Annotated in this window: 23 protein-coding genes and 2 tRNA genes; 14 read left to right on the top strand and 11 right to left on the bottom strand. The window is 53.9% G+C overall.

What is annotated here, in order from left to right; all coding sequences use genetic code 11:
* Positions 1–61: 61 nt before the first annotated feature.
* The 4 genes from F3J28_RS03520 to drpB form a co-directional block, all read right to left on the bottom strand.
* Positions 62–1177 (bottom strand): PTS fructose transporter subunit IIC, encoded by a 1116-nt coding sequence (locus tag F3J28_RS03520; RefSeq protein ID WP_166872845.1) that lies wholly within the window; start codon positions 1175–1177, stop codon positions 62–64.
* Entirely contained in the window at positions 1170–1484 is a 315-nt protein-coding gene (locus F3J28_RS03515) for a PTS fructose transporter subunit IIB (protein WP_039294815.1), read from the bottom strand. Before F3J28_RS03515 ends, F3J28_RS03520 begins: the two co-directional genes overlap by 8 nt.
* 9 nt (positions 1485–1493) lie before the next feature.
* Positions 1494–1952, bottom strand: a complete 459-nt coding sequence (locus F3J28_RS03510) for a hypothetical protein (protein ID WP_205247069.1) — start codon at positions 1950–1952, stop codon at positions 1494–1496.
* 250 nt (positions 1953–2202) lie between these two features.
* A complete protein-coding gene (gene drpB, locus F3J28_RS03505) occupies positions 2203–2475 on the bottom strand; it encodes a cell division protein DrpB (RefSeq protein ID WP_008458086.1) in 273 nt (90 codons plus the stop codon).
* Positions 2476–3075: 600 nt separating this feature from the next.
* Between drpB and F3J28_RS03500 the strand changes: the two genes are divergently transcribed.
* The 5 genes from F3J28_RS03500 (at position 3076) to F3J28_RS03480 (ending at position 10181) form a co-directional block, all read left to right on the top strand.
* Positions 3076–3681, top strand: a complete 606-nt coding sequence (locus tag F3J28_RS03500) for a hypothetical protein (protein ID WP_166872842.1) — start codon at positions 3076–3078, stop codon at positions 3679–3681.
* 1429 nt (positions 3682–5110) lie between these two features.
* Positions 5111–7804, top strand: a complete 2694-nt coding sequence (mgtA, locus tag F3J28_RS03495) for a magnesium-translocating P-type ATPase (protein ID WP_166872840.1) — start codon at positions 5111–5113, stop codon at positions 7802–7804.
* 76 nt (positions 7805–7880) lie between these two features.
* A complete protein-coding gene (locus tag F3J28_RS03490; RefSeq protein WP_008458080.1) occupies positions 7881–8117 on the top strand; it encodes a hypothetical protein in 237 nt (78 codons plus the stop codon).
* Positions 8118–8119: 2 nt separating this feature from the next.
* Entirely contained in the window at positions 8120–9772 is a 1653-nt protein-coding gene (locus tag F3J28_RS03485; protein WP_166872837.1) for a Na/Pi cotransporter family protein, read from the top strand.
* 67 nt (positions 9773–9839) lie between these two features.
* Positions 9840–10181 carry an SLOG family protein gene (locus F3J28_RS03480; protein WP_166872834.1) on the top strand — a complete coding sequence of 114 codons (342 nt, stop codon included), beginning with the start codon at positions 9840–9842 and terminating at the stop codon, positions 10179–10181.
* Positions 10182–10226: 45 nt separating this feature from the next.
* On the opposite strand, the gene F3J28_RS03475 is transcribed toward F3J28_RS03480, so the two are convergent.
* Complete coding sequence (locus F3J28_RS03475; RefSeq protein ID WP_166872831.1) at positions 10227–11759, bottom strand: amino acid ABC transporter permease/ATP-binding protein; 1533 nt, start codon at positions 11757–11759, stop codon at positions 10227–10229.
* 24 nt (positions 11760–11783) lie between these two features.
* Positions 11784–12611: an ABC transporter substrate-binding protein gene (locus F3J28_RS03470; protein ID WP_205247068.1), complete on the bottom strand. Its 828-nt coding sequence runs from the start codon at positions 12609–12611 to the stop codon at positions 11784–11786.
* Between the two features lie 530 nt (positions 12612–13141).
* Here F3J28_RS03470 and F3J28_RS03465 point away from each other — a divergent pair.
* The 5 genes from F3J28_RS03465 (at position 13142) to argE (ending at position 17774) form a co-directional block, all read left to right on the top strand.
* A complete protein-coding gene (locus F3J28_RS03465) occupies positions 13142–14065 on the top strand; it encodes a LysR substrate-binding domain-containing protein (RefSeq protein WP_166872829.1) in 924 nt (307 codons plus the stop codon).
* Between the two features lie 176 nt (positions 14066–14241).
* Positions 14242–15507 carry a flavin-containing monooxygenase gene (locus tag F3J28_RS03460; protein ID WP_166872826.1) on the top strand — a complete coding sequence of 422 codons (1266 nt, stop codon included), beginning with the start codon at positions 14242–14244 and terminating at the stop codon, positions 15505–15507.
* 26 nt (positions 15508–15533) lie between these two features.
* The gene (locus F3J28_RS03455; RefSeq protein ID WP_045783033.1) at positions 15534–15962 is read left to right on the top strand and encodes a RidA family protein; all 429 of its coding nucleotides are present in this window, start codon (positions 15534–15536) and stop codon (positions 15960–15962) included.
* Entirely contained in the window at positions 15959–16633 is a 675-nt protein-coding gene (locus F3J28_RS03450; protein ID WP_166872824.1) for a DUF1028 domain-containing protein, read from the top strand. Before F3J28_RS03455 ends, F3J28_RS03450 begins: the two co-directional genes overlap by 4 nt.
* Positions 16626–17774, top strand: coding sequence for an acetylornithine deacetylase (gene argE / locus F3J28_RS03445; RefSeq protein ID WP_166872821.1), 1149 nt, complete (start codon positions 16626–16628; stop codon positions 17772–17774). The genes F3J28_RS03450 and argE overlap by 8 nt, the downstream gene beginning before the upstream one ends.
* A gap of 22 nt (positions 17775–17796) precedes the next feature.
* On the opposite strand, the gene F3J28_RS03440 is transcribed toward argE, so the two are convergent.
* Positions 17797–18192 carry a VOC family protein gene (locus tag F3J28_RS03440; protein WP_166872818.1) on the bottom strand — a complete coding sequence of 132 codons (396 nt, stop codon included), beginning with the start codon at positions 18190–18192 and terminating at the stop codon, positions 17797–17799.
* Between the two features lie 90 nt (positions 18193–18282).
* Here F3J28_RS03440 and F3J28_RS03435 point away from each other — a divergent pair, with 90 nt between their 5' ends.
* Positions 18283–18975, top strand: a complete 693-nt coding sequence (locus F3J28_RS03435; RefSeq protein WP_166872815.1) for a helix-turn-helix transcriptional regulator — start codon at positions 18283–18285, stop codon at positions 18973–18975.
* A gap of 193 nt (positions 18976–19168) precedes the next feature.
* On the opposite strand, the gene F3J28_RS03430 is transcribed toward F3J28_RS03435, so the two are convergent.
* Positions 19169–19258: transfer RNA gene (locus F3J28_RS03430), tRNA-Ser, on the bottom strand.
* Positions 19259–19352: 94 nt separating this feature from the next.
* On the opposite strand from F3J28_RS03430, the gene mtfA reads away from it, so the two are divergent.
* On the top strand, positions 19353–20150 hold the full coding sequence (mtfA, locus tag F3J28_RS03425) for a DgsA anti-repressor MtfA (protein WP_166872812.1): 798 nt from the start codon (positions 19353–19355) through the stop codon (positions 20148–20150).
* Positions 20151–20250: 100 nt separating this feature from the next.
* Positions 20251–20326: transfer RNA gene (locus F3J28_RS03420), tRNA-Asn, on the top strand.
* 159 nt (positions 20327–20485) lie between these two features.
* On the opposite strand, the gene F3J28_RS03415 is transcribed toward F3J28_RS03420, so the two are convergent.
* The 3 genes from F3J28_RS03415 to F3J28_RS03405 all read right to left on the bottom strand — a co-directional run bounded on the left by F3J28_RS03415 (position 20486) and on the right by F3J28_RS03405 (position 21993).
* The gene (locus F3J28_RS03415; RefSeq protein ID WP_166872810.1) at positions 20486–21328 is read right to left on the bottom strand and encodes a hypothetical protein; all 843 of its coding nucleotides are present in this window, start codon (positions 21326–21328) and stop codon (positions 20486–20488) included.
* Positions 21329–21513: 185 nt separating this feature from the next.
* Positions 21514–21744, bottom strand: a complete 231-nt coding sequence (locus tag F3J28_RS03410; RefSeq protein ID WP_166872808.1) for a hypothetical protein — start codon at positions 21742–21744, stop codon at positions 21514–21516.
* 54 nt (positions 21745–21798) lie between these two features.
* Positions 21799–21993, bottom strand: a complete 195-nt coding sequence (locus tag F3J28_RS03405) for a hypothetical protein (protein ID WP_166872806.1) — start codon at positions 21991–21993, stop codon at positions 21799–21801.
* A gap of 537 nt (positions 21994–22530) precedes the next feature.
* Between F3J28_RS03405 and F3J28_RS03400 the strand changes: the two genes are divergently transcribed.
* Entirely contained in the window at positions 22531–22860 is a 330-nt protein-coding gene (locus F3J28_RS03400; protein WP_166872804.1) for a gamma-glutamylcyclotransferase family protein, read from the top strand.
* Positions 22861–22897 lie beyond the last annotated feature (37 nt).

Here is a 22897-nt window from a genome sequence, read left to right as displayed (position 1 = left end):
CCCCGACATGAAATACCGTAAAAACACAGCCCACATGGTCTGAAATAAATGAACCGGGCGGCTAGCGCCCTACTTTAAATTTAGGCACGGCAGCCGAAGGTTTATTTTCAACGACAGTTTCAGCCCGAAACACTAATAACGATCCCACGGCAATGATCCCCGCACCGACAGCAATAGACAGCACATAAATGGGCCATTGATCTACCGCCAGCCAGCCGTAAAAACCCGAAATCGGCGCATGGTTTACCGCACCCAGCCCGACGGCCAGCGCGGCCCCGGTGGCAGAACCCACCACATTGATGACGATAATTTTGGGGTTTGCCAGCGCGAAAGGAATCGCCCCTTCAGATACGCCAATCAGGCCCATCAACGTCGAAGCCTTGCCCGCCTCGCGCAGCGAAGCCGGGAAGCGCTTAGCCCAGATGAGCGTTGCAACCCCGAGGCCAATCGGCGGGACAATAATCGCCACTTGTGCGGCGGTGTTGGGGTCGTAAATCCCGGAAGCTAACAGCGCCATCGCGGTGGTTACCGCCGCCTTGTTCACCGGGCCGCCCAGGTCAAAGCCCACCATCCCGCCCACGACGGCTGCCAGAATGATTTTGTTAGTCCCGGACATCGCCAGCAGCCAGCTTTCCATCCCGTGATTCAGCGCCGCCAGCGGGCCACCGATAATAAATGCCATCACCATACAGGTCAGCAGCGTGCCGCCCACGGGCAGAATAAAAATAGGGCCAGCCGAGGCCAGCGCAGCAGGCAGTTTGATCCAGGTTGCCAGCGCCCGCACGATGTAGCCCGCAACAAAACCGGCGGCAAGCGCCCCAAGAAAGCCAGTACCCAGGCTGCTGGCCAGCAGCCCGCCCACCATACCCGGAGCCAGGCCTGGCTTATTGGCGATAGCAAAGCTTATATATCCGGCGACCACCGGCAGCATCAGCGACAGCGCCAGGCCACCAAATCCGTCGAATTTATGCAGCATCTGCACAATGATGCTCGCCGCCTGAGCGTGGCTGGCATCCCAGATATTTTCGATGCCGTAGAGCGAAGCACCGATGCGCGCGATGCCCATGATCACCGCCCCGGCAATGACAAACGGCAGCATCCATGACACCCCGGTCATAATGGCATTTTTGACCTCTTTGCCGGTCGACATCCCCGCCTCTGCCCTGAATTTAGCCATTTGCTATCTCCGCCTCTATCGCCTCAAATACGGCCTCGCCAAACTTGATAGGATCGGCCACGCTGCACTCTAGTTTCATCATGCCGTCAAAACGTTCTTTGCCGGTAATCGCCACATCAGCGGCGAGAATAACCGCATCGGCCCGGGCAAGATCGTCGGCGGTAATTTCGTTTTCAACGCCCATGCTGCCCTGAGTTTCGACTTTCACCTCATGGCCGCGCTGTTGGCCAACCAGGGCCAGCGCTTCCGCAGCCATGTAGGTATGGGCGACGCCCGTAGGGCAAGCTGCAACACAAACGATATACATAACAACTCCTTATCTGGCTGAATAATGGCAATAAAAAAGCACAATGGCTGAAAAGCGCATTGTGCTTTGGGAACGAACAGCGGCCAGCATCGCGGCGTCTCCGGCATCACCACCGGCGTGAAGACACTTCATCAGCTGATGCAGGCTGGAAATACGGCACAAGAACGAGAGTTCATAGCGTTTGCGAACGGCCAGGCGGTGCGGGCGTGCAACTCTATGCCCTCTTTTTAATAACGGAGGATGTGAATAGCGAAGCGAATGATATAGAGCCCCTGCGCTGCACCATAGCCGGGACCAATTCACGACGCAGGCGTTATCGAGCGAATCAAAATAAACGGCGTCGTCTTTTTCCAGTTCACTCACGCTATTAAACCAGCAGCTATTATTCAGCCAAACGCGCGCCTTGTTGCCAAGCATCAGCAACATAAAGCGAAAAAGCGTTATGACCCGAACAATATAAACGCGCATAGTTTCTCCTATAAACCTTCCCGCAGTGTAGACAGTTCGAAAAATAACAAACGTGACTTTACGCACAGTTATATAAATACGATAAACCCTCTTTTTAATGAGGAATAAATAGTATTGCAGCGCAGAGAAAAATTAAATGATGCCGGGAAAGAGCATGAAATAAATAGGCTGGCTTCAGCGGAAGTTTTACAGCGGGAAGGTATACAGCCTGAGCCACGCAAATGCAGGTGGCTCATCGGGCAATCTGGTTTCAACGCAGCCGGTTTTCTCTGGCGCGAACGGGATAAGCACGCGGCCTTGTGTACCACGCTATCCAGCCCAGCACCGCCGCAACGGACCCGAGCACCAGCAACCCCATCAGCGCGCCGAGGAGTTTACCGCTGAAGGTGCCTAAATCGCCGCTGGTTACCCCGCTGACGACCCAAAAATAACGCACCATTGCCCAAACGATGTACAAACAAAAAGCATAGAACAGCCACAGCGCAATTTTACCGCCGGGGCTGCGAGTTGGTTTCGCATCCATAACGTTCGACCTAACTTTTCAACTGAAACAAAAACGGGTTGTCGACGGCAGTTCCCCCGCCGTCATAATGTGATTTTTATCACACTAGCGCAGTAGATGAACCGTCAGAAGCGTTAAATTTTGTTTCAAATCAAAGCCTGTAGGGCATAAATAGGCCTTGTCAGTGGGGTTTGATTTAACTTAAGGAAAATTCTTAATCGCCGTGAGACTTAGGCCTGGCGGCAAATGGCTTCCCAAAAACAACGGCATCACGACAAGCAGCATAATAAAAGAGACAGGCTTTACCATGACCAGCACTGTTAACCCTCCACATTAATATCACGCATGGATGTTTTCCTCGTCAGGAATAAGAGCGTTTTGCCGGAGCAGGCCTGAGGCAGGCAATGCCTCATCACGACTACTTATCACTTTTAATGTAAATAAATATCTTGCTGCCAAAGACCACTTAATGCGTGCGCCATTAGATTCCTTCGCCCTGTCATCATGAAAAAGCACACTCTTCTTAATTGAAGTCTTAATTAATATCCTGTTTATAGAGGAAAACCAGGCTGGCGTGTACCTTAACTTTGCATCTGTGTATGACAATCAATAGGGAATAAAATGCCAAATACCTCCAACATGCCATTTTCTCCAAGTGTGTTATTCAGTATTGAAAAAGACATTAACGCAGAAATTGGCAAATGCATCACTACTCCTCCCGATAATACTTTAGAGTCAATGAAAAATGATATTCCTCGCCTTGCATACTGCATTGAGGGCATCCGCGCTAATGATTTCAATACATTAATTAAAATATCCTCAGCATCGCAAAATACCATCTGGATTAAAGATAATATAACTGGCTTGGCCTTCATTCACCAGGGGCTTTATCAGGTGATAATGGACCACTCAAAGATAAAATATAAAAACCATGATGTTTTATGCGTTGGGCTAGATGTGAGGAACTCTTTTGTTCTTTTTAACTTCTACACGAAAAATCAAAAACATTATATTTCAATATCCGCAGGGGGTAAGATTTCAGCGCTGGTGACAAAGGGCGATACTCTTTTGGCCATGAGAGACAAAAGTAACATCAGTTTTTCTTTAACAATGGAATTCATCCCATTCAAAAAAACGTTCTTTGGCACTCAAAGACCGAAAGTCAGAGTATTAACGCAACCCAAAGATTATACATATGAATTAACATTTACGGAAAGTTTTGAATAATAGAGGAATACAAACGTGCTCAATCTTTTCTCAAATCAAAGTCGGCAGGGTTTGATTTGGTTTAAGAAAAATACTTAATAGTGGTGACACCTCGTCCCTAGCAAGAACCGAAACAAACCGTCCCCTCACCCCGGCCCTCTCCCCAAAGGGGCGAGGGAGAAAACTAGCTGCGGAAACATGGTTTATTCTCTCTCCCTTTCAGGTGGAGGGTAAAACCAGAAGCGACATTGTGGTTGAGGGAAACACTAGCCGTACAGCGAGATACGGTACCGGCTTAAATCACCTCCGTTTCCTCTCCGACTGGCCAGTCTCCGGCCGTCGGGAACGGCTGGAGGTTGAGAGCGTCGGGAACGCATCTCGACCGAGTCAGGACCAGGAGATAAAACGGAGGTTTGCCGCTTCAGCGGCCGATTTATTTCGCCGGGAGTCTGAGTTCTTAGGGGAATGACGTGTACTGAACCCCAAAACCCAGCCGGTTCTTCATAGTGCGTATTTTTGACGAAGTGCCCCTTCCTGGGAGAAGGAAAACTCGATTTTGCAAGAGAGACAAAAATACCCTTTATTCTCTTCCCTCAATATTCCCTCACTGAAATATAAACGAACACATTTAATTTCCACTCGCGGGTTGACAATAGTACTGCCCATGGGTAGATTTCACGGGCCGAAGTTGCGGCCTTTCCTAACCTGACATAAGAGACTAATGGATACTGAATTTAGTAGCTGCCCGAACATGGCCTTAATGGCGGTTCGGGAAAGTAAACATGAAATCGATTGTGATCACTTCTTCGTTTTGGTGTGTCTCGCCGGAGCCTGATGCTCTCGTGTTGTCCCACCTCGACCAGGGTTTTCACGGTCCCGAGGTGTGTTATGAACTTCAAATCTACCCTTTTTCCTGGTGTCAAAACAATGACATCAACACTGCGTGTCCGGCCGCTCCGCGATCGGGTGTTGTCCGCACGCAAAAAACAGTCAAACTCAATTTTCTCTTCGAAAATCAGTGAGTTGAATCAACGCATCACTAACTGGCGTGTCAGTCCTGTCACCGGCCAGCTGGAGCGTCGTTGCAGCTTCTCTGATGGCGAAGACCCACAAAGTCGACCCTTCGTAGCCTGATTCAGCCGTTACGCCGTAGGTTCGTCTGCGCGCTATGTCGCAGCCCGCTTCCGTGCGCCTCGCTGAGTTACGTCACTGCTGGTACCTGTTTATTCGCTGATGCCTTCTGGCATATTTCTCAGCAGGAATAAACACGTCCCGAGAAAAGAAAATATAAATTTCTTACCTGTTTATTTTTAATAAATAAATAGTGAGAAATCCTGTGCGAAATTAATTTAAAACCGATCGCTCATGCGGCATCGGGCTATTTTTGGCCGCCCTTAATCTGGCGTTTACCTTAAAGAGTCTGCTGCCGTCCGGCGACAGGAGCACCACCATGACTGTACAAACCAAGAACCGTAATAAAAAAAGCACGCTGTCTATGCGTGCCGCCCAGGAAGCCAAAAACGGCATCGCAGAAACCCTGGTCAACCTGAACACCACCCGGGAAGGGCTGCAGGAAGCCCACGCCAGCGCCCGGCTGGAGCGGGATGGCCTGAACGAAGTTGCCCATGACAAGCCGCCTCACGCGCTGGTTCAGCTGCTGATGGCATTTAATAACCCATTTATCTACGTGCTCGGCATTCTCGCCGGGATCAGCTTCTTTACCGATTACTGGCTGCCCACCAGCCACGGCGAAGACGGCGACCTGACGACGGTGATTATCATCGGCACCATGGTGGCGCTCAGCGGCCTGGTGCGTTTCTGGCAGGAGCACCGCTCGGCGAAGTCTGCCGAGGCGCTAAAAGCGATGGTTCGCACCACCGCCACGGTTGTGCGTCGTGAACACGCAGGGCAAAAAGGAACCCCGCGTGAAATCCCGATGCGTGAACTGGTCGTGGGCGATATCGTGCAGCTCTATGCGGGGGACATGATCCCGGCAGACGTGCGCCTCATTGAGTCCCGGGATCTGTTTATCAGCCAGGCCGTGCTGACCGGTGAAGCGCTGCCGATTGAGAAATACGACACCCTGGGCGACGTGGCGCAAAAGTCCGCGCACGATAAGGCGATCGACAGCGAAAACCTGCTGGATATCCCTAACATCTGCTTTATGGGCACCAACGTGGTCAGCGGTACCGCGCAGGCTGTGGTGGTTGCCACCGGGCCACGCACTTACTTTGGCTCACTGGCTAAAGCGATTGTCGGCAGCCGCGCGCAAACGGCCTTCGACCGCGGCGTGAACAGCGTCAGCTGGCTGCTGATCCGCTTTATGCTGGTGATGGTGCCGGTGGTGTTTCTGATTAACGGCCTGCTGAAAGGCGAATGGTGGGATGCCCTGCTGTTTGCCCTGGCGGTAGCCGTAGGGTTAACGCCTGAAATGCTGCCGATGATCGTCAGCGCCAACCTCGCCAAAGGCGCGGTGGCGATGGCGAAGCGTAAAGTGGTGGTTAAGCGCCTGAACGCTATCCAGAACCTGGGCGCAATGGACGTGCTGTGCACCGACAAAACCGGGACGCTGACTCAGGATAAGATCATCCTCGAGCATCACGTGGGCACCAACGGCCAGAAAAACGAGTCCGTGCTGGGGCTGGCCTGGCTGAACAGCTACCACCAAAGCGGCATCAAAAACCTGATGGATCAGGCAGTCATTTACTTCTCTGACAATGAGCCAAACTTCGTCAAACCGCAGGGCTACAGCAAAGTCGACGAGATGCCGTTTGATTTCGTCCGCCGCCGCCTGTCGATTGTGGTGAAGGACAGCCAGAGCAATCACCTGCTGGTGTGCAAAGGCGCCGTGGAAGAGATGCTGAGCATTGCCACCCACATGGAAGAGAACGGCAAGGTAGTCGCGCTGGATAATCAGCGTCGTGACGCCATGCTGGCAATGACCAATGACTATAACAAAGACGGTTTCCGCGTCCTGGTAGTGGCCACTCGCGATATTCCTAAAGCCGAGGCGAAAAAACAGTACGGCACCGACGATGAGCACGACCTGATTATCCGCGGTTTCCTCACCTTCCTCGATCCACCGAAAGAGAGTGCAGGCCCGGCAATTGCTGCTCTGATGGACATTGGCGTAGCGGTGAAAGTGCTGACCGGCGATAACGCCATCGTCACCACCCGCATCTGCCGCCAGGTCGGGCTGGAGCCGGGTGAGCCGGTACTCGGCCCGCAGATTGAGCAACTGAGCGACACCTCCCTCCAGCAGCTGGTAGAAGAGCGCACCGTGTTTGCCAAGCTGACGCCGCTGCAGAAGTCTCGCGTGCTGAAGGCGCTGCAGGCCAACGGCCATACCGTGGGCTTCCTGGGCGACGGGATTAACGACGCCCCTGCCCTGCGCGATGCCGACGTCGGTATCTCGGTCGACAGCGGCACCGATATTGCCAAGGAATCCGCCGACATCATCCTGCTGGAAAAGAGCCTGATGGTGCTGGAAGAAGGCGTGATCAAAGGCCGCGAGACTTTTGGCAACATCATGAAGTACCTGAACATGACCGCCAGCTCCAACTTCGGCAACGTGTTCTCGGTGCTGGTCGCCAGCGCATTCATCCCGTTCCTGCCGATGCTTGCGATCCAGCTGCTGCTGCAAAACCTGATGTACGACATTTCCCAGCTCGCGCTGCCGTGGGACAAAACGGACAAAGAGTTCCTGAGCAAGCCGCGCAAGTGGGATGCCAAAAACATTGGCCGCTTCATGGTCTGGATTGGCCCGACGTCGTCCATTTTTGACATGACCACCTTCGCGCTGATGTGGTTTGTGTTCAGCGCCAACAGCGAGCACATGCAGACCCTGTTCCAGTCCGGCTGGTTCGTTGAAGGCCTGCTGTCGCAGACGCTGGTGGTGCACATGCTGCGTACCCAGAAAATTCCGTTCATTCAGAGCACCGCCGCCTGGCCGGTACTCATGATGACCGGGCTGATTATGGCGATTGGGATTTACGTACCGTTCTCTCCGCTCGGGCCGTTGGTTGGGCTGCAGGCGCTGCCGTGGCAGTACTTCCCGTGGCTGGTGGCTACCCTGCTCGCCTATTGCTGCGTGGCTCAGGGCATGAAAACGTTCTACATGCGTCGCTTCAAGCAGTGGCACTAACGCTGCGTTAAGTAAGGTAAAAAAAGTGCCGCTTCGGCGGCACCTTTCAGGCAAGTAACACAAGCTGGAAAGCATTATGGAAAAGCAACATTCCATTATTTTCCTGATTAAAAATAAGACCATCGCACTGGTTGTCTTATTTTTAATGAAAATAACCCGCACCCTTCGCGTCCACGCCCTGGCCTGGTTCGCCGGAGGGAAAATCAATTATCGACACGCGAAAGCGTTACTGAACCTCGCCAGCGCCATACATCGTTTTTCGATCAGGTTACTGCGTTTTGTTACACCACCCGCCCTGAAGAGGGGGAATTGATTATGTCCGGAACTACTCTGTTAATTAACCTGGCTGGCGCCATCGCTTTGCTGCTCTGGGGCAGCCATATGATTTCAACTGCGCTGCAGCGCGGCTTCGGCACGCCACTGCGCAACTGGATGGGACGCCACCTCACCAGCCGCTGGACGGCCCTGCTCGCCGGGATCGGCATTACCGGCGTTCTGCAAAGCAGCACCGCGGTAAGCATGATGGCGACGTCATTCACCGCCGCCGGGACGCTGAGCCTTGCCCCAGCCCTGGCGGTGATGCTCGGCGCGAATATCGGCTCCACGCTGGTGGTACAGCTGATGAGCTTCAATATGGAAATGGCCATCCCGCTGCTGCTGCTGGCCGGATTTGTGGTCTTCAAGCTGCGCGACCATTCCAACTTTGAGAGCGTGGGCTGCGCCCTGATTGGCCTCGGCCTGATGCTGCTTGCCCTGCATTTACTGAGCGGCACGCTGGCAGAAATCGAAGTCACGCCGGTGTTTCACGCCGTGATGCAGGGGCTGCAGGGTGATATCTTAATCGCCCTGCTGGTGGCCGCGATCCTGACGCTGCTGTGCCACTCCAGCGTGGCGATCATTTTGCTGATCGCTTCCCTCGCGGCCACCGGCGCGATGGGGCCAGAAACAGCGCTGATCCTGGTGATGGGAGCCAATATTGGTGGGGCGTTGCCGCCGGTGCTGAACGCGGGCTCCGCCGTGGCTCGTCGCCTGCCGGTTGGCAACCTGATTGTTCGCCTGGTCGGCTGCGCGCTGGCGCTCTTAATGCTCCCGCTGCTGACGGATCTCGCGCAGAAGTCCGGGCTGAGCACGCCGCAGCTGGTGGTGTGGTTCCACACGGCCTTTAGCGCCGTGCTCGCGCTGTTGTTTATCGGTCTGACCGCGCCGATGGCTCGTTTCCTGGAGCGTTTGTTCCCGGAAGAAGAGCGCGTGGGCGACCCTGGGATGCCGATGTATCTGGACGATGCCGGCCTCGAAGTGGCTTACATCGGCCTGTCTAACTCAGTCCGTGAATCGCTGCGCGCAGCCGATATGCTGACCATCATGCTGGACCGCCTGCTGGTGCTGTTTGTCACCCAGGAAAAGCAGGCCGCCGATGAGATTCGCCAACTTGATCAGTCGGTGGATCTGCTCAGCGCGGCGGTGCGTGCTTACCTGGCCGATATCAGCCATGACGGGCTGAATGACGCGGATGCCGATCGCGCCCAAGAGATCCTGATGTTCATCATCAACTTCGAGCATGCTGGGGACATTCTTTCCAGCAACCTGACCCAGTTAGCTACGCGCCGCGCGCGCCGTGGCGAACTGTTCAGCGACTTTGAATTACACAATATTCGCCTGCTGCACGCGGAGATCCTCACCAGCCTGCGCCTCGGCATCGCCGCGTTTATGCGTGAAGATTTATCCGCTGCCCATCAGCTGGTACAGCGCAAGGAAACTATTCGTCAGCTCGAGGCTTCCGCCAGCCGCGAGCACTTCAAAAAACTGCGAGAGGACAAAAATGCCTGGGCGGAATCCGGCGACATTTTCCAGCGAGTGCTGCGGGACTACCGCCGCGTACATCACCACATCGCGGCCGTGGCCTACCCGGTGATTGACCGTCTGGGCGATAAGTCACTGCGCTTTATCGAAACGCCGCCGGACGCTTAAAAAACAATAACCGCCGCAAGGTGGACGAAGCATCTTTTCAAGGAAAGCAACGTTAAGGTACAGAAAAGTGAGAGTTTTAATTTGCGCAGGTCGGTTTTATGCCGACACCCATACCCTCACCCGCGTGCTGGATTTATATGCCAGCACGCAGACAATGAATGTGCTGATCCACGGGGGACATCAGTCGCTTGGCGGCGCCATTGAAACCTGGGCACGCGGCACCGACATGCACGTCATTCGCTACCCGGCCAACTGGGCGCTGCACGGTAAATACGCGGAAACCCGTCGCAATCTGTTTATGCTGGAGGACAGCCGCCCCGACGTACTGCTGGCCTTTCCTGGAGGAGACGATACGGCGGAGTGTATACGAATGGCGCGCAGTTCCGGCGTGAAGGTAATAGAGATTTAATCCACCCGGGCTGCGGCAGGATAATGTTACCGCAGCCCGTTTTTTTTAGGCCGTGACAGGGGCCAGGTTTACGTCTTTCAGGAATTCGGTAATACGTGGGTTCTCTCCGCTACGCAGCGCCTGAGGAGAGTCATCGCAAACAACTCGCCCTTTTTCCATAAACACAATTCTGTCCGACACGCTGAACGCGAAGTTCATCTCGTGGGTGACAATCACCATCGTGATGCCCTCCTCCGCCAGGTTCTCAATCACCTGCAGCACCTCATTCACCTTTTCAGGATCCAACGCCGAGGTAGGCTCATCGAACAGCATGATTTGCGGACGCATCATTAAAGCCCGGGCAATCGCCACCCTTTGTTGCTGCCCGCCGGAAAGCTGGTGCGGGTATTTGTGGGCGTGCTCGAGCATGCCGACTTTGCGCAGCAACACGCAGGCCTCGCGCTTCAGCTCTGCATCCGTCGCCAGGCGATGGTAGTGCGGGGCCAGCATCAGGTTTTTCATCACCGTTAAGTGCGGGAACAGGTTAAAGCCCTGAAACACCATGCCGATGTTCAGCCGGTGCGCGGCGTTTTCCACATACTGCGGCTTCTGGGCCCCGTGTTTTTCCAGGCGAATAAACGGCTGGCCGTTGATCAGGATCTCGCCGTTATCCAACTGCTCGAGGCCGTTCAGCAGACGAATCAGCGTGGTTTTGCCGGAGCCAGACGGGCCAATAACGGACACCACTTCACCGGGCTTGATGTCCAGGTTCACCGCGCCAAGCACCTCCACGTTGTTGTAGGCCTTGTGCAGCTTGCGGGCCTGCAGCGCGGGAACATTCACTGCCAGAGCCGGGCGAGCAACCAGCCCGCTTTCCTGTGCCGCCATCGCTTCCAGTTCGGCTTCCGGCAGGCGTGCGGTTTTGCGCTGGGTAACATCCAGTCGTTTTTCCAGCAGCTTCAGCAGGAAATCAAAAACGGTCACGATAAACACATAATAGAAAGCCACCGCCGCCATGGTCTCCATCACCAGGAAGTTTTGCGAGTAAAGCCGCTGCCCAACCATCAGGATCTCGGTCAGTGAAATCACCGAAACCAGCGAGCTAAGTTTCACAATGGAGATGTATTCGTTCGCCAGCGACGGCAGCGCCACCCGCAGCGCCTGCGGCACAATGACCAGCCACTGAATGCCGGCGTAGCGCAGCCCCAGGGCATGGGCGGCCTCACGCTGCCCGCGAGGGATAGCCAGCAGGCCACCACGGTGAATCTCGGCAATATAGGCCGTTTCACTCAGCACCAGCGCGATAAGCCCGGCCCAGAACGGGTCGCTTAACAAGGCCGAGCTGCCGGGCAGCGCCTGAGGCAGGTTATAGACAAAAATCAGCAGCACCAGCAACGGCAGGCTGCGGAACAGCCAGATATAGGCCCGCGCCGGTAAAGAGAGCCAGGGAGACGCCGCCTGTTTGCCCAGCGCCAGAAGAAAGCCAAAGCCAATGCTGATTACCCAGCTCAGCAGGCTCAGCTTAATCACGGTCCAGGTTGCCTGCCAAAAATCGGCATTGCTAAACAGGCTGAATAAATAGTTCCAGTCAAACGACATATCTGTACTCCCGGGCGGTAATGATTACAAACTGCTGGCCTGAATTTCGGCTTCGGACGGCTCCGCCAGGTGATACTTTTTCACTAATGCCGAGTACTTGCCGCTCGCTTTAAAGGCCGCAATGCCGTCGTTCAGCGCTTTTTTCAGCTCCGGGTTGGTTTTACTCACCCCAAGCCCCACCAGCACCGGGTACAGCAGGTCGGTCGAGGTCACCGCCAGCCGCCCTTTCATTTTGTCCACCACCTGACTTGCCACGGCGGCATCGGTCATCTGCACTTCAACCGCGTGGGAAAGCAGCGCCTGGGTTGTCTGCGGGTCGGTTGAGAATTCGCTGACCGTAATCGGCTTCAGCCCCTGCTTCACGCAGTAATCCGCCGACAGCGTGTGCAGTTTTTCCAGCCAGTAAGTGCCCTGCATCGACCCGACTTTATGCCCGCAAAGCTCTTCCGGCTTGGTTGGCTTGAAGCTGGCATTGCTCAGCGTCAGCAGCGACTCGCCGGTTTTCAGGTAAGGCACCATGTCGATCACCTTCTGGCGCTCCGGGGTGATAAACAGCGCGGAAGCAATCAGCTCGAAGCGTTTCGCCTGCAGGCCGGGGATCAGGCTGGTGAAGCGGGTATCCACATAATTGGGCTGCAGCTTCATCGCTTCGGCCACGCCGTTGATAAATTCAATATCGAAGCCCGCCGGGGTTTTGCCGTCGAGGTATTCGTAAGGCGGGAAGGTAATATCGCTCCCCACCGTAAGCTGGCCGGGGGTCATCACGACCGCCTGAGCCCCGCCGCTGAGCAGTAAAGGCAGCGCCGCCGCCATGCAGGAAAATAACGCCTTGCTGTGTGAGGATGTAAACATGCGATGACTCCAGTGCAGGTGGTTAATCATTTTTATGGATGCCCAAACGGCGGCACCTGAAACAACGGATGATTTTCGCGCCGGGGAATGCCTTGCAATATATTCGCCAGGACGATAATCACTCGATGAGCGTTTGCGATGGGGCCATGCTGCAGGAGAAGCGCGTCGGGATAAAGGACGAAAAATATGCCTTACCTCTATAAAAAATTGTTTTAATGCAATGGTTATTTTTTTGCACCAGCGCAGCGCAAGATATTAATTCGCCGAAGAAAAGCCAATAAAGACATATTTCAGGCAGATAATAGCGGCTCAAAATATTCACCCGCACCAAAAAGGTGCGGATTATTTTTCGTCTGCCACTTTTTGGGGATAATTCGTGGCCAATAAAAATGAAAATATTTTTTCAGGGCATAATTTTACCGTTTGTGTCCACCACTGTGACACCTGGCATGAGCCTTGCTGCAAACTGACTGCATAGCCTGAAACTCTCTTCAAGGCTGCATTGACAATAAAAAAGCGGGGTTAGCGCCATGACACATTTCACGCTCAAGCAGCTCAAGTACTTTGTCACCGTCGTGGAGGCGCAGAGCATCGCTGAAGCCTCAAGGCAGCTGCATATCGCCCAGCCTTCCGTTTCCATTGCCATCAAAAACCTGGAAGACACTTTTGAGCAGCAGTTTTTTATTCGCCACCACGCGCAGGGCGTTTCGCTCACGCCCGGTGGGCTGCGGTTTTATGAAAAAGCTCGCGAGCTGCTGCGGCTTTCATACCAGTTTGAGCAAAATGCCAAAGCGGATAACGACCTGGTTTCCGGCACCATCGCCATCGGCTGCTTCGAGTCCGCGGCCCCGCTTTATCTGCCGAGGCTCATCGCCGGGTTTCGCAAGCTTTATCCTGACATAACCATCCGACTGTACGACGGGGAGCAAAATGAGCTGACCCACGGGCTGCACCGCGGGCGCTTCGACCTCGCCTTTATGTACAACCTGGAGTTAGAGAGCACGCTGCATACCGAAAAACTGAACGCCCCGCAGAAGCCTTACGCTCTGCTGCCTGCGGCTCATCCGCTGGCGAAAAAAACCACCGTCACGCTCAAAGAACTCAGCCGTGAACCGATGATCCTGCTGGACGTTATTCCCAGCAAAAGCTACTTCATGAACATTTTCACCGACAAAGGCCTGCACCCGGAGGTGGCCTACAGTTCGCCGTCGATTGAAATGGTGCGCTGCATGGTCGGCCAGGGCATGGGATTTTCGGTGCTGGTCACCCGCCCCTGCACCGACATAACCTATGACGGCCAGCGCGTTAAGCAGGTGGAAATCATTGATGATATGGCGGCCTCTACGCTGGTGATGGCTTATTTACGCAATAACGAGCCGACCCGGCCGACGCGCTTATTTATGGATTACTGCCGCACCTTTGAGCTGATGCCGAAAACCCTGGGCGAAAATTAAAAAGTGGTGTTTCACCGTATTAAAATACAGGAAATTCATAGCCCATAGCTGGAGGATACTTTATTTATACCTTATCCCTAGATTTATAATATTTTACGGAATGTCTGCCGCTTAATAACCTTGTGCCATCGCGAAGCTGCGCTGAACCTTATTTCCCGAGCACCAAGGAAACAGACATGACCGAAATAAAAACACTGACAGATACCCTTGTGATTGGTGCCGGCCAGGCCGGGATCGCCATGAGCGAGCACCTGACGCACCTCGGCATTCCCCATCTGGTGCTGGAGAAAAATCGCATTGCCGAAGCCTGGCGCAGCGGCCGCTGGGATTCGCTGGTCGCCAACGGTCCGGCCTGGCACGACCGCTTTCCTGGCCTTGAATTTGACGCCGCCGACCCGGACAGTTTTATCCCCAAAGACGAGGTGGCGAACTACTTCCAAAACTACGCCCGGAAATTTGAAGCGCCGGTAAAAACCGGCGTAGAAGTGAAAAGCGTGACGCGCCATCACGGCAGGCCGGGTTTCACGGTGGAAACCAGCGACGGTATTGTCGAAGCAAAGCATATCGTGGCTGCCACCGGGCCTTTCCAGCGCCCCGTCGTCCCGGCTATTGCCCCGGCAGATGACAGGCTGCATCAGATTCATTCCGCCGCCTACAAAAACCCGGCTCAGCTACCGGCTGGCGCGGTGCTTGTGGTGGGGGCAGGCTCCTCCGGAGTACAAATCGCCGATGAGCTACAGCGTGCGGGCAAGCAGGTTTACCTGTCCGTGGGTGCCCACGACCGCCCTCCCCGCGCCTACCGTAACCGAGACTTCTGCTGGTGGCTGGGGGTGCTTGGGCTATGGGATGCGGCGGCCAATCAACCCGGCAAAGAACACGTCACCATTGCAGTGAGCGGCGCACGCGGCGGCCACACCGTTGATTTCCGGGCCCTCGCGCACCAGGGCATTCACCTCGTCGGCCTGACCCAGCGGTTTGCCGGAGGGAAAGTCTTTTTTGAAGATAACCTGGCGCACAACATCCGCCAGGGCGACGAAAGCTACCTGGCCCTGCTGGACGCCGCCGATGCGTGGATTGCCCGTAATGGGATAGATCTGCCCGAAGAGCCGCAGGCCCGTGTCTTCCCGGCCGACCCGCTGTGCGTCACCCAGCCCACGCTGGAATTGAACCTTGCCGAAGCGGGCATCACGTCGATTATCTGGGCAACCGGATACGCCCCGGACTACGGCTGGCTCAACGTGGATGCTTTTGATGCTCAGGGCAAACCCCGCCACCAGCGCGGCGTTTCCAGCGAGCCGGGCGTCTATTTTCTCGGCCTGCCGTGGCTTTCCCGCCGGGGCTCGACGTTTATCTGGGGCGTGTGGCATGACGCGAAATACGTCGCCGACCACATTGAAACCCAGCGCAAGTACAGCCGTTATCTCGACGCTTCCCAGCGCTAACCTTTTTGCCAACAAGGAATTAACCGATGCCCACGCATACCCGTATTCGCATGTTTAACACCAAAGAGACTTACCCTAACCAGTCGCTGAACAACGATCTCTGCCAGGCGGTGCGCGCCGGAAACACCGTCTATGTCCGCGGGCAGGTCGGGACGGATTTTGAAGGGAATTTGATTGGGCTGGGCGACCCGCAGGCGCAGGCTGAGCAGGCGATGAAAAACGTTAAACAGTTGCTGGAAGAAGCCGGGAGCGACCTTTCCCATATCGTAAAAACCACAACTTATATTATCGACCCGCGCTACCGCGAGCCGGTGTATCAGGAAGTCGGCAAATGGCTGAGAGGCGTCTTTCCCATTTCTACCGGATTGGTGGTTTCCGCCCTCGGCCAGCCGCAGTGGCTGATGGAAATCGACGTTATCGCGGTGATACCGGACGACACTCAGGGGGAAAAATGACCTTTTCCATCGCCGCACGCTGCCGGGATACCGGCCAGCTTGGCATCGCCATTAGCTCGTCCAGCATCGCGGTCGGCGCTCGCTGCCCGTGGCTGGTGCCGGGCGTCGGCGCGGTGTCGAGCCAGAATATTACCCTGCCCGCGCTGGGCCCGATGGTGCTGTCGAAGCTGGGCGAAGGTGCCACGCCGCAGGAGGCGCTAAGGCTGGTCGCCAGTGAACATCTACACGGCGACTACCGGCAGGTGACGGTCATCGACAGCAACGGCAAAACCGCCTGCCACAGTGGCGTTAATTCACTGGGCATTTACCACGCCGTGGAGGGGGACAACTGCGTGGCGGCGGGCAATATGCTGGCCGATAAGTCAGTAATTAACGCCATGATCGAACGCTTCGAACAATGCCCCGGCCCGTTGGCTGACAGGCTGATGGCCGCCCTTGAAGCGGCGCTGGAAAAAGGCGGTGAAGCCGGGCCGGTACACTCGGCGGCGTTAAAAGTGGTGGACACCGTAGCCTGGCCGGTTGCCGACCTGCGCGTGGACTGGGCGGACGATAACCCGATTGCCGCGCTGCATTCGCTCTGGCTGGCCTATAAACCGCAAATGCAGGATTACCTGATCCGTGCGCTCGATCCGCGAGAAGCCCCCAGCTACGGCGTGCCAGGCGATGAATAGCCAACTGATTCCTTTATTGCAGAAGTTACTGGCGCGAGACACCACCAGCAGGGAGTCGAACCTGGCGCTGATCGAGGATATTCGCGATTACCTTGCCGAATGGGGCATCAGCGCGGCGCTGTTTCACAGTGAAGACGGGCGTAAAGCCAATCTTTATGCGGTGTTTGGCCCGGCAGGCGGCGGCGGAGTTATGTTGTCCGGCCATACCGACGTGGTGCCGGTGGACGGGCAACAGTGGAGCGTCCCTCCTTTCGACATGACTTACCGGAAGGGCCGCTACTACGGGCGCGGCGCGGCGGACATGAAGGGCTTCATCGCCTGCGTGCTGGCCTCCGTCCCGGCGTTTCTTTCACAGCCGCTGAAAATACCGCTGCACCTCGCCTTCTCCTACGATGAAGAGGTCGGTTGCCTTGGCGTGCGCAGCCTGGTGGAGCACCTCCGTGCTTCCAAAGAGAAACCCGCGCTTTGCATTGTCGGAGAGCCAACCGACATGCGCCCGGTTTACGGGCACAAAGGGAAAATCGCCATGCGCTGCGAGGTGCATGGCCATGCCTGCCATTCTGCCTATGCGCCAGAAGGGGTGAACGCCATTGAATATGCCGCCCGGCTTATCGGCAAACTGGGAGAAGTTCGCGAGGCGCTGACCCAAAAGACGGATGCCCGCTTTGATCCCCCGTTCAGTACGCTCCAGGTTGGCACCATTCACGGCGGCAGCGCGCTGAACATTGTGCCGCAGGAATGCCAGTTTGATTTTGAAATCCGCTACCTGCCGGGCGTCGAAGCCACAGCGGCGATCGCCGACATTCAGGGCTATGCGCAGCAAAAACTGGTGCCCGCCATGCAAAACATCTCCCCGGCAAGCGCCATCCGGTTTACTCCCTTGAGTCACTACCCCGGCCTGCTGACGGACGCCCAGTCAGAATTTGCCCGATGGCTGGCGCAGTGGTGCGACAGCGCTGATTTCAGCACCGTGGCATTTGGCACCGAAGGCGGGCTTTTTGATGAAGCCGGGATTGCCACACTGATTTGTGGCCCCGGCAGCATGGACCAGGGGCACAAGCCCGATGAGTTTGTTGCCGAAGAGCAGCTGCAAAAGTGCATGGCGATGCTGGAAAACCTGCGCCAGTGGATGAGCACCTGATCGCTAAAAAGCGCGCCTGTATTTAGCGCGCAAACCGCTTTTTCGCCGCCTCAGTGACCGGCGTGTAGAGTGAAATAAGCGTGCCCTCCGGGTCACGAAACTGCATCGTGCGGTTGCCCCACGGCATCTCTTTGGGTTCATGTACCATCTCAACGTGGTCGCTTAACCGGGCAAACTCCGCGTCCACATCCTCCACCCTAAACTCCAGAATGACCGAGCGGTTGCTGGCAGGCTCCGCACTGCCCGCTTTAAAGAGCGGGACGGTTTCCGCGCTCCCTATGGCGATAACCCCCACCGGCGTGATAATTTCGGCGAAAACCGGGGCCAGCCAGTCGGCGCGAGCGCCGGTCACCTGTTCATAAAACGGCACCATTTGCTGCATGTTTTGCGTAATCAGACGGACAGACACAAATTTCATTGATGATCTCCTTATGGGCGGCGAACGGCGCGGCCCTGACGGTATCATCCCCCAGGCATGCTGCCAGCGTGGTGGCAACAGGATTAAAAAATGCGGCGAGCAGACAGATTATTTCAGCTGATCCAGATCCTCAGGCGCGCCTCCCGCCCGGTCACCGCCGCGCGCCTGGCCGAAGAGCTGGAGGTATCGAAACGCACGGTTTACCGGGATATCGCCGACCTGGCCGGGCAGCGGGTGCCGGTCGAAGGCGAAGCCGGAAGCGGATATACGCTCAGCGCAGACTACGACATGCCCGCCCTGATGTTCACCCCAGATGAGCTGGAAGCCCTGATGTTAGGTGCTGAGTTTGTCAGCAGACTGCCGGACGCGACGCTCGCCAATAACGCCCGGGATGCGCTGACGAAAATCCTGTCGGCCCTGCCGGAAAGGCTGGCTTGGACTGTCACAAGTTCAGCGGTGGCGATCAGGCCGGATATCATGCCAGCGCAGCAGCCGGATACCCGCCTTATCAGAGCCGCCATTCGGCAAGGTAAAAAGCTGCGGCTACGCTACCGGGCAGCCAAAGGTGAAATGTCTGCAAGGATTGTCTGGCCGGTTGTGCTGGGCTATGACCTTGAGCGCTGCCTGCTGATTGCCTGGTGTGAAACCCGAAGCGACTTTCGCCACTTCCGAGCCGACCGCATTGAGGAGATAACTGTGCTGGAGGAGAAAATACCGTTAGCGGCATCCGCGCTGAAGGAAAACTGGCAGCGCTTGCGGGAGGAGCTGTTCAGGTCAGCCTGACTCTACACATGAAGAGTAAATACCCCCAGTCCCTCACGACTTAGCTCACAAAATTAATGACATAGTTGTAAAGCGCTACCCAAGGAGACGAGCCAGGTGATAACGTGTCGGTCGGTCTCTGAGCAGACATAAGCATTAGCGATGAATAACGCTTCAGAGAAGAAGGGGAAAGAGTAAAATCAGGCAGAGTAAGTGGCGGAGAGAGGGGGATTTGAACCCCCGGTAGAGTTACCTCTACTCTAGTTTTCGAGACTAGTCCGTTCAGCCGCTCCGGCATCTCTCCGTTCTGGTGGTTGCCATCATGCCAGGTTATGCGGCATTTTAACAGTCTGGGTTCTTTCGTTTCAGTTCAAACGATGACTTTGCGAGCAAGTAACATGATTAAGTGGCCCTGGAAAGCAACCGATTCAAGCGCCGCCCCCGCGTTACCGTGGGAGCAAGCGTTAGCCATTCCCGTGCTGGCATCACTCAGTGAAACCGAGCAGCAGAAATTAATTGGCCTTGCGGACCGTTTTTTACAGCAAAAACGGCTGGTTCCGCTGCAGGGTTTTGAGCTGGATGATCTGAAATGCACCCGTATTGCACTTCTGTTCTGCCTGCCGGTGCTGGAACTGGGCATTGAATGGCTGGACGGTTTCCACGAAATCTTGCTCTACCCTGCGCCGTTTATTGTGGATGACGAATGGCAGGACGACTTCGGCCTGGTGCATAGCCAGCGGGTGGTGCAGTCCGGGCAAAGCTGGCAGCAGGGCCCAGTCGTTCTGAACTGGCTGGACGTGCAGGACTCCTTCGACGCCTCCGGTTTTAACCTGATTGTTCATGAAGTTGCCCACAAGCTGGACAGCCGCAACGGCGACCGCGCCAGCGGCGTACCGTTAATTGCTTTGCGGGATGTGGCCGGCTGGGAACACGACCTCCACGCCGCGATGGACAGCATTCAGGATGAAATCGACATGGTGGGCGAAAATGCCGCCAGCATCGACGCCTATGCCGCCACCGATCCGGCTGAATGTTTTGCCGTGCTTTCCGAATATTTCTTCAGCGCGCCGCAGCTTTTCACACCGCGTTTTGCCTCACTTTACCAGCGTTTTTGCCAGTTCTATGGGCAGGATCCACTCCAGCGCCTGGTTGAGCGTGAAAACTCCCCCGGCACTGCCGGAAATACGGTGCATTAAATCAGCAACGAGGCGTAAATTTAACCATATGAATTAATGCGTTACTTTTACTGTTGACAGATTTTATGGCTGACGCTAATATTCGCCCCGTTCACACGATTCCTCTGTAGTTCAGTCGGTAGAACGGCGGACTGTTAATCCGTATGTCACTGGTTCGAGTCCAGTCAGAGGAGCCATATTTAAGAAGCCCGCTTAAGGAAACTTAAGCGGGCTTTTTGCTTTCTTAATGAATTGAAGAGCATCCTATAGCTTCGTTTTTTATTAAATGCACTTTGCTTTACGATGATAAGTTACTGCTTAAGCTTCGAACCTGTATAACCTACCGGACAAAAAATTTAAAGGAATAACCAGTTATGGAGGGTGTTCAATACTTTCATTTTTTTACTAATTCCATCATGGTATCCGACATCACTCAGGGCGTTAAAATATGCTTTGAAACTCGCCTTTCTTGCTGACATCTTATCATTGCAATAAAACAAAACTTCATGAGCTGTAAATTTTGGTTTATAACCAAAAATCATTAACCCGATTGCTTCACGAACGAAAACCCTCGGCCCCCAAGGGGCATAAAATACAGTGGGATTATCAGCAAACCATTTTTTCCAATTACTTATTATCTTAGCATTGTGATCTGACGCTGAAAATGATGGTGCATTACACCCAAAACGAAACAGCTGCCTTGCTCCTACAGCGGTTTGTAGAGGTAACTCATTCATTTTATCCACCAATCGTTGATGACCAATTCCCTCACACACCAAGTGAAAATCTTGATAATGATGAATACCACCTAACAGCCATGCATCGTTCATTAGGGGATTCCACATTCTGTCAGACAAAATACTACCACTTTTTCTTATCGAGTTATCAGCACAGGAGTTGCTATTAAGCCATCCTCCCAACCATGGTTCACTCACTCCATGTCCATAAAAAGAGTTTAAACCGAAATTTTGAACCAATGACTTTTGCTTTCTCATTGACTCTTCCCCCAACAAAAGCATTCCAAGCTGGTTTCTTTTACTGACGTTATAAATCCCCCAACACCTTTCAGCATTAATGTCGCCATGCAAACTTTCATTCTTTGGCATATCCAGCAAAAAATAATCTTTAGCCCACTGATTATGGTGCAATGATGTACTATAAATGTCTTTCAATTCGCTCATAAAAGATGTTTTATTCACAATCACCACTCTAAAAACATATCAATAAATATATAGAAAATAAAGCTTAATCATGATATTGACCTGATCTACGTGCAGAAACGAGCATGAAAAATCGTTCAACCATCAATAAAATAAATCAAGCGCCTATAATAAGTGATTGATTTATAAATTTAAGCATCGTTAAAAAACCTTAAGCCGATCGCTTATTTTAGGCCAAAGTAATCAGAATAATCATCGCAGAAAACCTCATGCTCTATCACTGGTAATGTTGGGTTAAGAGCCTTCAACATTTCCACCACTCGACTACCATCCCTCATATCATGCTCACTTCTTTTTAAACCTGAACGTCTTTGCCAATATATCCCAACGACTTCTACCGGGGCGGTTAACCTTAAACCAGGGTTGCTATGCTTTGTCGCTGCATAAATATTCACATCTTTCTTTCCTACAACGAGGACTTCATTATGGCCTCTGGTCCTATCAAGCAGTCATTCTGGGTTCATCATTGAAGCATAGGTTTGATTCGGCAGCGTTCTGGCATAATACTCTTTTCTTCTATCATTTATGGTCGGTTTATGTATGCCATCAAAATAGCTTTCAGCCAAAGCATAAGTATTTTTCATTATGCCATTTTCATAACCCGCATGGTTTTTAAAACTAACATCGCCGTGAAAAGTCCCCACGATATTTTATGAGGGAACAGAGAGAATAAACCCAACATCAACCCACTGAATTCGATTATATGACGTATCTTGCATTCTAACCAGAGAAGCACTGATAATATCGATGTTTATGTATGGCGTTAAGTATTTCCCTTTGAACCCCCGCCCATCCTTTCAGAGCGTTAGATGCACGGCTAAATATGTCAGAATCTATATGCCGGCCGAATATTTTCATACCACACCTTAAAATAAGTCGATTTTATTAAGAGGTGATTATAAAAAAGGTCAACATTAAAACAATCTTTAAAGCATTAACAACCATTCTTTTACTTGAATTAAGAATGAAACATCTAAACACGCATCCGACAATTTTTCTAAGCCTATCAATTCAACAAATCAATCAGTTCAACATCAGATTAATTCCTTAATTAATAATATTAATCAAGGGTTTCACCCCAGACATTTATGTTTGAATTCCCGTTGCCAGCCGACCCAATACGCCGTATGTTGAACTCCCTTCTCTACTCCTGATGTCGTTGCTTTACGCGTTGAGGAAAAATGGAATCACTGTTTGTCTACGGCACGCTTCGTCCCGGTCACGTTAACGCCCACATCATGGAAAACATTGGCGGCGAGTGGCTGCCGGGCTATGTGCGCGGCACTTTCTACGAACGCGGCTGGGGGGCTGCCGCCGACTTCCCCGGCATCGTGCTGGATGAAAATGGCCCGGAGGTTCACGGCTACCTGTTTCTCTCTCAAAATCTGAATGAACACTGGCCGATGCTGGATGAATTTGAAGACGGGTACGACCGGGTAGAAGTCGAGGTCACCACGCGTGATGGCCGCACCACCATCGCGTGGATTTATGAGCTGCAGCCGCTGCGTTAACCGGAGACCGAACACGGGTTCGGCCACCTTCTTCAGG

This window comes from Enterobacter sp. Ap-1006 (genome assembly GCF_011752835.1).
Lineage (GTDB): Bacteria > Pseudomonadota > Gammaproteobacteria > Enterobacterales > Enterobacteriaceae > Cedecea.
Note: the sequence above shows the minus strand (reverse complement) of the source record. Positions and strands in the feature narration are given on the sequence as shown.